We start from the raw sequence: 11,528 nt of genomic DNA, 5'->3' as shown, positions 1-11,528 counted from the left end.
GACCGGCTTGTGTTATCTTCACGGCAGGAAACGAAATAAAAGATGGGTTTAACTAATTTAATTTTGTTCCCGGTTTTTCCGAGAGGTATAAAGTGCTTTTTGCAGTGTCGACTTTTATTTTGATCTTTTTAATTTGGCTTGCATTTGCTGAACCGATGATATCCGCTGCAGGTCCCCCTTTACTAACTAATCTTTCTGCCTCCAGTGTTGTAATGGGCATCACCGTTCCGTGGCGGGGATGAAAGTTCATCGTTATTGCCTGGTCTACCACGGTGAAGTGTTCCAGGTCTTTTGTTTTTGTAAACTGGTATTTTCCTTTTACATACACATCATACATAAGGATGTATCCCTCGCCGTTGTTCAGTTTAAAAACACCTGCTCCTTCCACCTGGTCTTTGGTTTGCTGCACATATTTATCCTGTAATGTATATCCCTTTGTCAGCTGATCCGATACGGCGATTTTAATGCCATCACCATTGCCTTCGGTTTTAAAGAACAAGTGATATTTGCCATCTTTTAAAATTATTTCGCCGTCAATGCACGAACTGTTGGTGGGGCTGTAAAACAATTGTTCAGGCGTTGTATCAAGATTTGTAAAATCAGTATTGGCATAGGCATAATAAATTTTATCCGGGCCACTGCCATGTTTCATCGACCAGTAGATCATATACTTGCCGGCTTTGGCATCATAAATGGTTTGCGGCGCCCATACCCTAAGCAGGCTGTCATTTCCGGGGAAGCGGCTTTGAATATTCACCACACTGGACGTCCAGTTGACAAGGTCGGTTGATTTTAATAAAACCATGGCCCGGTTTGAATTCCAGCCTTTATCAGACACCATATCCGTTGCCACCATATAAAAAGTTTTTCCATCCTCACCACGTAAAATATGTGGGTCACGCACGCCACCAGTCGAACTGATTTTTTCCGAAGCAATCACCGGGTGATCATTATTTAATGCCCTGAAATTATACCCATCATTGCTCAATGCAAAATGGATAGCCTCTTCGCTTTTTTGATTGCCTGTAAAATAGGCGAACAGGTAAGCACTGTAATTTTTATTGCTTATCTTTTTTTGTACCTGTGCCTGCATTGTTAACTGCGTTGCCAGTAAAATCAGCAATCCGACAACCGTTGTGTTCAACTTTCTCATGTTTTTATTCCATATTTATTATTCAATAATCTGCCATGTAAAACAACTGCCGTCCTTCCTGTCAGGTCTTGTGCCTGCTGCATCTGCCGAAGTAAGACTTTTGGCATTGGGATCAGCAAAAAGATACCTGTGTGTAGCTATTGACATCAGCATCAGGTCGCCACGTAACATATCCTGCCATTGAAACAGGGATGCATCGCCTTTCTCTTCCTTTTCAATCCTTACTTCTGCCATACCACCCAGGCCTTTCACTGTAACAAAACCACTGTCAACCACCGACTGCAATGCGATGCGCCCATTGCCCCGGTCAAGCACCCGGAAATGGGTATGTTCGCCTTCTGCAAAACGATCATTACCTGGTACAGGCCGCACAAAATCTTTCCAGTTTACCAAAAGAGTACTATCTGCAAGACTGGTTAATGCGATGACTTTTCCATAAGGTATGGGCCGGGTTAGTCCATGCGGCCGGGGCTCCTGTACAATAAAATTATCGAAGTCGGCGTAACCACCTTCTGCATTGCTTGTGTTGAAATTGAAAAGAGAAAACCGAACACCCTGGAATGTTCTGAGCTGGAATACCATGATCATTGTATCGCCTAAATCATGAAAAATAGTTCCGTCACTGCTATAACTAAACACAGCTTTTTCCGTATCAAAATTGCAGTGCACACGAAGCCATAACCTGGAGGTTGTTGCCTTTTCAATAGTAACTTTCCCGGTTTGCTGATCAAACGTTTTTATGTTAGTTGTACCGCCTTCTTTGCTAATGCCTATCCACGCATAAGGCAGGTTTAACAATGCCAGCCCTGCTACATCGCCGGCCTTTAAACCGCCGGTTTCAATCGCTGTTGTTGCAACAGATTCTGGCCCCACAGCCCGTTGCGTTAGCGAATTGCGGGCGGACCAAAAATCTTTTGCCGGCAGCGATTGCAAGCGCAGGTATCCTTTGCGTTTGATGAGCGACCATTTTTTATCAACCGGCACATGGTTCCATTGCCATATAGGTTGCAACTTAACCGCGGAGAAATCATCAGAGCGTTGATAGGGTGCATGCGGCGGTGATGAAAATCCGGTATTGGGTTTTATCCAGGTTCGGGGTGAACGTGTTAAATTGCCTGGTAACCCAAAATACGGCCAGTCATCTTTCCAGGTAACAGGAGATAATGCCGTAACCCGACCTACTGAATTATGATCCAGCATAGACCATCCCCACCATTCTCCGGATTGAATTTGTACAATGCCGCCCTGGTGCATCGGGATGCTGCCGACGAAATTTTTAACAGGTGGGTTCAATTCAAAAGGAGGTCCCTTGCGGATATTTTTGTGTTGCCAGCCCGTGCCTACACCCAGGTTTTCTTTGGCACTCATCACATTTATTTCGTAAGGCCCTGTTGGCTTATCAGCACGCAGGCAAACCTGGTAACATAGCGGATCGTAATTGGTATTGGTGATATAATACCTGCCATTGATTTTATAGAAATGACAACCTTCGCCGGCGCCGCTTCCTTTGGGAACAATCACTTGCTCTGTACCGGGTTTGGTGTCGGTCAGGTCTGCTGTAAACTCTGCCAAATGCACTTCATCATATCCCCATACAACATATGCCTTACCGTCATCATCAAATAAAACAGACAAGTCATGAAATGATTTTTTCATTTTAGTTTGTGTCCAGGGACCGGCAGGGTTGGTTGCCGTAAAGAGTTGAGTTGTTTGACCATTTACATTAGTGAAAATATAAAATTGCCCGTTGTGATAACGCAGGCAGGGTGCCCATATACCCTGGCCATAAATATCCAGTCCGTTTTCCAGCCGGTACGCCGGGCCAAAATCGAGTTTATCTACTACATAACAAACAAAGTCCCAGTTTACCAGATCTTTTGAGTGCAATACGGGGAGACCAGGCATGGCATGCATGGTTGTACCGGTGAGGTAATAGTCGTCTCCTACCCTTATTAAATCAGGGTCAGAAAATTCGTCGTAAAAGAGCGGGTTGGTAAACGTTCCGTTACCGTTATCTGAAGTCCAGGTGGGGCCCTGATTAAAATTTGTTTTGGATGCTTTTTGTTGCGCATTGATTTGCAGCGTTTGCAAAAGCATTGCGAAAAACAGTATAAAGCCCTGGCGGGAATATGCAAGAATCATAAAAAATGTTCCGGTTTTGATGAGTTAAACACCTGCCATTTATTTCCGTATTAAACGGGAATTTATCATGATCAGTAGTTTAAAATATGGCTTATCGTTATTTGTATTTCAGGATAAAAAAGAAAGGTAAGACAAACAAAATTAATAATAGTAATTATGACATTTAAAAGACAGAAGTCAGGCCTTTTCCATTCACTATCCCATGTCGTTTACTCAGCGAATGAAGGTGGTCGACATTTTTATAGTCATCAGTTTTTAATAAGGTCGACCACCTTTTCGCCTGCACTGAATTTCTTTAAGTAAACGACATTGATTCACTATTGAAAATTCACCATTACCTTAATGCTATATTAACAGGCTATTTTTCTTTACTCATTAATGCTAAAGAAAGTGCTGCCATATTACCAATATTTTCCGCAAGTCCGGCAGGCACGATTTTACAGACTTTCACAGAATCCCGGATGGCTTCCCCTTGTATTACTTCCATCATAACCGGCTCCAGCAGCGACTTTGATCTTCCATAAATGCTGCCTAGTATGATGAGTTCCGGGTTTAGAATATCAATTAACAATGCTAACCCTCTGCCCAATTGTTTTGCGCATATTGTATACACTTCAATCGCCACAGGATCGCCTGCCATGGCAGCTTCCGCGACTGACTTAGCGGTAATGTTTACCAGGTCTGCTATGCCACTGCAAAAACTTACAGGTTCGCCCATCTGTATTTTTTCCCTTGCTTTCATCTGGCCAAGTTGTGCAATGCCACCACCACTGCAATAGCCCTCAAAAGAACCTGATTTGCCGAATCCGACCGGGCCTGTATCCGACAGGCGTAAATGACCTACTTCACCTGCCAGGTCGGAAATGCCCGAATATAATTTTCCATCTAATATTAACCCGGCACCCATGCCTGTACCAAAGGTTAAAAAGATGAGGTTGTTATAACCCTTCCCTGCTCCATATTTCCATTCAGCCACTGCACAGGCGTTGGCATCATTTTGTAAGAATGCCTTTTTATTAAACCGTTCTTCTGCCATTTGAACGATGGGTATATTATCCCAGCCCGGCAGGTTAGGCGGCGATAAAATGAGCCCCTTCTTACTGCTCAGCGGGCCACCACAACTGATACCGATGCCTTCAACAACATCAATTGCTAGCTGTTTTTTGGCAAGCAGCTCTTCTGCCACTGCAAATAAATAACGGATCATTTCATAAGCCGGTTTATCGGTTGCAACTGTTGTAGTAGCTGTCACCATCAATTGCCCTGTTGCGTCGAGTGTACCCAACACAACGGCGCACTTGGTACCGCCAATATCGAAACCTAAAAGCATATCAATTTTTTAATTGTTGTCTACAATAGGATTTATTTTGATTGATTTAAATTGAACCGCACCATGTTTGGCATATAACCAAACAACACTGCCTTTTTGTTCGGGCATACGATTTACAATGCAACGACGGTTATCAATACAAACATCTATGATATCATCGTTTAAAATGATGTCCACTTTAATTGTTTTACTTAACCCGCTCACCGCCTTTATGTTGGTGTTACCCAACTCGACCATTGCATTATTGGCACTAAAATTAAGCCGGTAGCCAATATCGGCTTTATCGTCCGAGCGCAAATACAAGCCATATTCTTCAGTAGGTCCCTGCGGAGTTATCTCCAGTGTTATGCGGCATTTGGCAGGAATATCTTTTATACTGGCAGAGCCAACACCATTGGGTGCGTTGACTTGCACGGCGTCTTTACCTGCATTCGTTGCATTCAATGCCGCTTCAATTTTAAAGGGCATTGCCGGTGCTGTTACCGGTATCATCTCTGCCGGAAATCTGGTAGTCAATGTACCGTCCGGCAATTGCATCACTTCGCGGAATATGGAATTGCCCCCAAAGATTTCATCGTTGTCATCCAGGTTGTCCTTGCGGGAAGGTACCCAGGCGGCTGCAATACGACGGCCGCTTTTAAACGAAGCAGTCTTTACCACGTTGGCCCACGACTCATTCAAAGCCTGGTAAGGCGGTTCAATCCAGGGGCCATATGGACTTCGTGACTTTACATAATCGGTGTTGCTATCATGGCTGTATACCAGGTAATACCAGCCATTCCACAAAAAATAATCCGGGCATTCCGGCACGGAGGATTGCCCCGTTAACACGGGTTGGAGCACGTTCCAGGTTTTTAAATCTTTTGAGGTAAGATGTACCAGGCAACCTCCCGCATTTTGCATCACCGTGTTCTGCTGCCAGCTGGAAACAAACAAATGAAACTCACCCGTTTTTTCATCTACAAAAACTTTTGGATCCCTGAACTCTCTTTTGCTGTAACCTGGCGCTGAGGTGTAAAATGGATTGGGTTGTTGCTTTTGAAAATGAATACCATCAGCACTGGTGGCGTAACTTAATTGTTCGTTCACCTTACCCTCACTGTTGATGAGCCTGGTAGCATAAAACGCATAATAAGTATTTTTATAAAATACTACTGAACCGGTACAGATCGACTTTTCCCAGGGTTCATCAATCCCCAGTACAATGGGATATTGCTTCCAGTTTTTTAAATCTCTGGTGGTACTCAATACCCATTGATGACCACCCAATCCATTTAAACTTTTATGATGGGCCGAGTCGAGCAACCAATAATAATAGTAAGTACCATCTTTTGAAAACGGGATGCAGTCACCTACAAACAAATCGCCTTTTGGCTTAAAGTACTGCAGGTTTTTAGTGGCCTGAATAGTTGGATCGTACTGAACTCCCAACTGACCGTAAGCGATTGCAGAGAGTACACATAAAATGCCTGGCAGCAAAAATTTTTTCATGGCTTGCTATTTGTTGACTCAAAGATATAAGAAGCTATTCATCACCACTCTTTTAATCAATATTACGTTTATGCTAATCGTGTGCACTCGTGTCAGCCACTTCTTCATCTGTTATATTTTTGCAATAACTAGTCATTAACCTAATTCTGCTGTACATTGAAAGCGGCTTATACCCCTTTCGTATATCAGCAAAAAATTATTTCACAAATGGATATTATAACCATTACAGGCTTTATTGCCGCGGCGCTCACCACCGGTTCTTTTTTACCGCAGGCGATTAAAACCATTCAAACAAAAGATACCAGCGGCATTTCATTGTTCATGTATTCGCTCTTTGCGCTGGGTACTTTGTTGTGGTTGCTCTTTGGACTGTTCAGTGGCAATATGCCCATTCTTGTGGCCAATACTGTCACGCTCATTTTTGCAAGCATCATCCTGGTGTATAAAATAAAGTACAAATAATCCTTCTAAAAAAAATAATAATTTTTATGGCAGAAAAAAAACTTAGCGGACAAACAGCTCTTGTAACGGGTGCCAATTCAGGCATTGGCGAAGGCGTGGCCATTTCACTGGGTGATGCAGGTGCTAATGTGATAGTCAATTACGTGGTTAACCCTGAGGCAGCCAATGCTGTGGTGGACCAGATAAAAGCAGCTGGTGGCAATGCCGTTGCAATACAGGCCGATGTTAGTAAAGAAGACCAGGTGATCAGCATGTTTAAGCAGGCCGTGCAACAGTTTGGCACCATTGATATTTTGGTAAACAATGCAGGCTTGCAGCGGGATGCCAAATTTCATGAGATGACGCTGGCACAATGGCAACTGGTAATAGACATTAATTTAACCGGGCAATTTTTATGTGCACGGGAAGCTGTAAGAGAATTTTTGCGCAGGGGTATGGTGCCCGATCGCTCTGTTGCGCTCGGCAAAATTATTTGCATGAGCAGCGTGCACGAACTCATCCCCTGGGGTGGCCATGCGAATTATGCTACCAGTAAAGGTGGTATTAAAATGCTGATGCAAAGCCTGGCGCAGGAATATGGCGGACAAAAAATTCGTGTAAACAGCATTTGCCCCGGCGCCATTAAAACGCCCATCAACAAATCAGCCTGGGACACACCAGAAGCTTACAACAGCCTGATGACACTGATTCCATACAACCGCATCGGTGTGCCGGAAGACATTGGCAAACTGGCGGTATTTTTAGCAAGTGACGACAGTGACTATATCACCGGGGCAAGTATATTTATTGATGGGGGTATGACGGTATTTGAAGGATTCTCAACAGGCGGCTAACGCCCCTTCCACGCACTGAGGGTGGAACTGTGTGAAGAAGTTGGAAAATAAAGCACAGTTTAAATAATGCCGATAAATTTCAAAAATGGTTTGCAGTACAAGAGTGCGACGCAACGGGGATGCCATGAAAAACAACTGCTGGTAAACAAAATAAAAATGTCAGAAAAAAATATTACTGCGGAGCAGCAGCGGTTAAATGCAAATGCATTAAAAGAAGTGCCGCTGGAAAAATGGGGGCCTTACCTGGGTGAACGGCAATGGGGAACCGTTAGGGAAGATTACAGTTCCAACGGGGATGCCTGGAATTATTTTACGCATGATCAATCCCGGAGCAGGGTGTACCGCTGGGGCGAAGATGGCATCGCGGGCATTTGTGACATGCACCAGAATTTATGTTTTTCAGTAGCCTTGTGGAATGGAAAAGATGCGATATTAAAAGAACGTTTATTTGGACTGACCAACACCGAAGGTAATCATGGGGAGGATGTAAAAGAATTGTATTATTACCTGGACAATACGCCCACGCACTCCTACATGCATTATTTATACAAATACCCGCAGGCGGCTTTTCCTTACGAACAGCTGGTGCAGGTAAACGGAAGTCTGCCCAAAACAGCACCGGAATTTGAGCTCCTTAATACCGGTCTATTTAATGACAATGATTATTTTGATGTTAACATCCGATATGCAAAAAATAATTCAGAAGATATCTGCATTGAAATAACAATCACCAACTATAGTAACAACACATCACCTATCGTTGTATTGCCCACTTTGTGGTTTCGCAACCGCTGGTTGTTTGGAGATACGGATGAAAAGCCAATCCTGGAAAAACAGTCTCCGCTGCCAACAGCTGGTGTTGTAAAAGCTACGCACGAAAGATTGGGCAGCTATTTTTTATACCACCAGCTTACTGCCGAAACGCTGATGACAGAAAATGAAACCAATACGCAAAAAGTATTTGGTTACGCCAACACTTCTCCCTTTGTAAAAGATGCTTTTCATGACGCCATTGTTTATGAGCAAAGTGATTTACAACAACTGTTACAGGATAAAGAAAGGGGTACAAAATACTCACCGGTATATCGTTTGAATATTCCGGCAGGTGAATCACAAACAGTTGTTTTAAGACTGAGTAAAGATGCATTACAGCAACCTTTTGACGCCGGCTTTCATACGACTTTTCCCGAAAGGAAAAAAGAAGCAGATGAATTTTACGGTAAGCTGTTGTCCAAAAACGCTTCAACAGATGATGCAATTATACAGCGACAGGCCTTCGCGGGGTTATTGTGGAGCAAGCAGTTTTATCAATACGATATTGAACGCTGGTTAAACGGTGATGCCCATAATATTCATCCGCCTGAAGAAAGAAAACGCGGGCGCAATGCAGGCTGGGAGCATTTGAAAATAGCCGATGTTTTATCTATGCCCGACAAGTGGGAGTATCCCTGGTTTGCAGCCTGGGATCTTTGCTTTCATTGCATTCCCATGGCCATGGTAGATCCAGTGTTTGCAAAAAACCAGCTGATATTATTGTGCAGGGAATGGTACATGAGCCCCACCGCCCAGGTACCGGCTTACGAATGGAATTTCAGTGATGTGAACCCGCCGATACAAGCCTGGGCTGCGTTGCAGGTTTACCGGCTTGAAAAAGAAATTCACGGTACCACTGATATCGCCTTTTTAAAACGCATCTTTCAAAAGCTGATGCTGAATTTTACCTGGTGGGCTAACAGGGAAGATGCTAATAATAACAATGTTTTTACAGGCGGTTTTTTAGGCCTGGATAATATTGGTGTGATAGACCGTAACAGTCTGCCCCCCGGTACTTTTCTGGAGCAGGTAGATGCAACTGCCTGGATGGGTATGTATGCTTTGAACATGATGGAAATGGCGCTGGAGATAGCGCAGACGGATATTACTTACGAAGATGTAGTGACCAAATTTTATGAACATTTTGTATTGATTGCTGGGTCGCTGAACGAAGCATTGTGGGATGAAGATGAGCAGTTTTTTTACGACAGTCTGCATACAGAAAAAGGCAGCAGCATTAAACTGAAAGTAAGGTCACTTGTTGGCCTGAGTGTTTTGTTTGGCGCCGGTATCATTACTAACGAGGCGTTGCAAAAGTTACCCGATTTTAAAAAACGAATGAATTACATTAAGCAGTACCGGCTGCAAAACAACCTTTTTTTACCCAGCGAACAGGTAAGCGAAAAGGGTGATATCCTGCTGTCATTATCACACAAGGAAAGGTTAGCACAACTGCTTGGCGTAATGCTGGATGAGAACGAATTTTTGTCACCAGGCGGTATCAGGGCTTTGTCAAAATATCATCAGCAACATCCCTTTCATTTACAATTCAATCACACTGATTTTTCCATCGGCTACGTACCCGGTGAAAGTGATAATGGCATGTTTGGCGGCAACAGCAACTGGCGTGGACCGGTATGGATGCCACTTAATTTTCTACTGGTACAAACATTAAGACAGCGGCACTTTTTTTATGGGGAAAATTTACAATTACCCTACCCAGCCGGCTCGGGCAATATGGCATCTTTGCAGCAAATAGCCGACGGGCTGGCGGAAAGAATCATTTCTATATTCCAGGTAAACAGCAATGGTATGCGCCCCGTAAATGGTGATGAAAGCTGGTTTTATCAGCGACCTGAAAATAAAGACCTTATTTTATTTTATGAATACTATCATGGCGATACGGCAAGAGGTGTTGGCGCTTCGCACCAAACAGGATGGAGTAGTTTGGTAGCAGCGTTGCTGAGAAACAGGTAGTATTTGTTAACACCTTGACGTCCTATTTACGTTATTATCATCAACTTCAAAAATTGCCGGATTGAAATAAAAAGAATGTTTCTAAAAAAAAGCATACCAATAATTTTTCTTTGCCTGGCAGGTTGCACGCTGCTTACTGCGCAACAGTTACAAGACAGTGCGGACCAGCGTTCAGCCTATACGGTAAACAATATTTTACCTGCCACAGCGGCGCAACAGGATATTAAAGATGTAATCAAAAAAATATTAAAAAGTAAACCGGCAGTTAACGGTGAAACAGGGCAGCAAAAAAATAAAATATACAACAGCTTTTTCCCCATGGCGGGCTATACGCTGCAAACCGGTTTTGCAGTTATTGTAAGCGAAGGACTCGCTTTTTATACCCATACCAGCCGCGACCAAAAAATTTCCAGCATACTTACCAGCGTTGCTTATACCCAATACCACCAGATACTTTTTCCCATGCTGGCTAATTTCTGGACGAAGCACAATCAACTAAACATCGTGCTGGATTACCGCTTCATCAAATATCCATCCACAACGCATGGACTTGGCGCAAGAACAACAGACGAGGATGCCTATACCTTAAATTATAATTATGTCAAGCTGCACCAAACCATCCAGGCAAAAATTTACCGGAACCTGTATGCTGGTGCCGGTATTTATTATGACCATATCTGGAACATATCAGAAGTGAATCCGCCGCCTGGTGTAAGAACTTCTTTTCAAAAATATGGCGTTAGCCAGACAGAAACTGCTTCGGGTATTGCACTTAAATTATTGTACGATTCCCGCATCAACCAGATCAACCCGGGCAATGGCGCTTATGCCAATATTGTATACCGGCCCAATTTTACATTTATGGGCAGCGACAACAACTGGCAGTCGTTGCAAATGGACGTTCGCAAATATTTTAAATTATTTGGCAGCGACAAAAAATATTCTTGCCCTGTGGAGCTTTAACTGGCTCACTCTGGCTAAATCAAAGCCTCCCTATCTGTTGCTGCCCAGCACCGGCTGGGATGATTTTTACAATACCGGCCGCGGCTATATCCAGAGCCGTTTCCGGGCGAAAGACATGATTTATGCAGAAGCAGAATATCGTTTTGGCATAGCAGGTAACGGACTGCTGGGTGGTGTGGTATTTGGCAACGTGCAATCCTTTTCAAAAAACCTTGCTACCCAATTGGCAGTACTCGCCCCGGGCTTTGGTGCCGGTCTGCGGGTAAAGCTCAACAAATTTTCCAACACCAATCTTTGTATTGATTATGGCTTTGGCACGAATGGTTCGAGAGGGGTGTTTTTAAATTTGGGGGAAGTATTTTAA

9 protein-coding genes are annotated in these 11,528 nt (G+C 43.6%); 5 read left to right on the top strand and 4 right to left on the bottom strand.

The genetic code is table 11. From position 1 onward, the window contains the following. Nucleotides 1-52: 52 nt before the first annotated feature. The 4 genes from JWR61_RS13575 to JWR61_RS13560 all read right to left on the bottom strand — a co-directional run bounded on the left by JWR61_RS13575 (nucleotide 53) and on the right by JWR61_RS13560 (nucleotide 6,116). Nucleotides 53-1,153, bottom strand: a complete 1,101-nt coding sequence (locus tag JWR61_RS13575; protein WP_301928312.1) for a glycoside hydrolase family 43 protein — start codon at nucleotides 1,151-1,153, stop codon at nucleotides 53-55. Between the two features lie 18 nt (nucleotides 1,154-1,171). Next, nucleotides 1,172-3,295 carry a glycoside hydrolase 43 family protein gene (locus JWR61_RS13570; protein WP_301928311.1) on the bottom strand — a complete coding sequence of 708 codons (2,124 nt, stop codon included), beginning with the start codon at nucleotides 3,293-3,295 and terminating at the stop codon, nucleotides 1,172-1,174. Nucleotides 3,296-3,653: 358 nt separating this feature from the next. Beyond that, nucleotides 3,654-4,625, bottom strand: coding sequence for an ROK family protein (locus tag JWR61_RS13565; RefSeq protein ID WP_301928310.1), 972 nt, complete (start codon nucleotides 4,623-4,625; stop codon nucleotides 3,654-3,656). Nucleotides 4,626-4,634: 9 nt separating this feature from the next. After that, the gene (locus JWR61_RS13560) at nucleotides 4,635-6,116 is read right to left on the bottom strand and encodes a family 43 glycosylhydrolase (protein ID WP_301928309.1); all 1,482 of its coding nucleotides are present in this window, start codon (nucleotides 6,114-6,116) and stop codon (nucleotides 4,635-4,637) included. Nucleotides 6,117-6,323: 207 nt separating this feature from the next. Between JWR61_RS13560 and JWR61_RS13555 the strand changes: the two genes are divergently transcribed. The 5 genes from JWR61_RS13555 (at nucleotide 6,324) to JWR61_RS13535 (ending at nucleotide 11,528) form a co-directional block, all read left to right on the top strand. After that, a complete protein-coding gene (locus JWR61_RS13555; protein ID WP_301928308.1) occupies nucleotides 6,324-6,578 on the top strand; it encodes a SemiSWEET transporter in 255 nt (84 codons plus the stop codon). Between the two features lie 26 nt (nucleotides 6,579-6,604). Continuing rightward, nucleotides 6,605-7,411: an SDR family oxidoreductase gene (locus JWR61_RS13550; protein WP_301928307.1), complete on the top strand. Its 807-nt coding sequence runs from the start codon at nucleotides 6,605-6,607 to the stop codon at nucleotides 7,409-7,411. A gap of 156 nt (nucleotides 7,412-7,567) precedes the next feature. Next, nucleotides 7,568-10,201 carry a glucosidase gene (locus JWR61_RS13545; RefSeq protein WP_301928306.1) on the top strand — a complete coding sequence of 878 codons (2,634 nt, stop codon included), beginning with the start codon at nucleotides 7,568-7,570 and terminating at the stop codon, nucleotides 10,199-10,201. A gap of 75 nt (nucleotides 10,202-10,276) precedes the next feature. Then, complete coding sequence (locus tag JWR61_RS13540) at nucleotides 10,277-11,164, top strand: BamA/TamA family outer membrane protein (RefSeq protein WP_301928305.1); 888 nt, start codon at nucleotides 10,277-10,279, stop codon at nucleotides 11,162-11,164. Beyond that, nucleotides 11,124-11,528, top strand: coding sequence for a hypothetical protein (locus tag JWR61_RS13535; RefSeq protein WP_301928304.1), 405 nt, complete (start codon nucleotides 11,124-11,126; stop codon nucleotides 11,526-11,528). Before JWR61_RS13540 ends, JWR61_RS13535 begins: the two co-directional genes overlap by 41 nt.

Origin of the sequence: Ferruginibacter sp., from assembly GCF_028288465.1 — a bacterium.
GTDB lineage: Bacteria > Bacteroidota > Bacteroidia > Chitinophagales > Chitinophagaceae > Ferruginibacter.
This window is presented reverse-complemented; position numbering and strand designations above follow the sequence as displayed.

What these genes read in the sequence shown, in the direction of transcription:
- JWR61_RS13560 (WP_301928309.1), bottom strand. Translation starts at nt 6,116, where the DNA reads ATGAAAAAATTTTTGCTGCCAGGCATTTTATGTGTACTCTCTGCAATC.
- JWR61_RS13540 (WP_301928305.1), top strand. Translation starts at nt 10,277, where the DNA reads ATGTTTCTAAAAAAAAGCATACCAATAATTTTTCTTTGCCTGGCAGGT.
- JWR61_RS13575 (WP_301928312.1), bottom strand. Translation starts at nt 1,153, where the DNA reads ATGAGAAAGTTGAACACAACGGTTGTCGGATTGCTGATTTTACTGGCA.
- JWR61_RS13570 (WP_301928311.1), bottom strand. Translation starts at nt 3,295, where the DNA reads ATGATTCTTGCATATTCCCGCCAGGGCTTTATACTGTTTTTCGCAATG.
- JWR61_RS13555 (WP_301928308.1), top strand. Translation starts at nt 6,324, where the DNA reads ATGGATATTATAACCATTACAGGCTTTATTGCCGCGGCGCTCACCACC.
- JWR61_RS13565 (WP_301928310.1), bottom strand. Translation starts at nt 4,625, where the DNA reads ATGCTTTTAGGTTTCGATATTGGCGGTACCAAGTGCGCCGTTGTGTTG.
- JWR61_RS13545 (WP_301928306.1), top strand. Translation starts at nt 7,568, where the DNA reads ATGTCAGAAAAAAATATTACTGCGGAGCAGCAGCGGTTAAATGCAAAT.
- JWR61_RS13550 (WP_301928307.1), top strand. Translation starts at nt 6,605, where the DNA reads ATGGCAGAAAAAAAACTTAGCGGACAAACAGCTCTTGTAACGGGTGCC.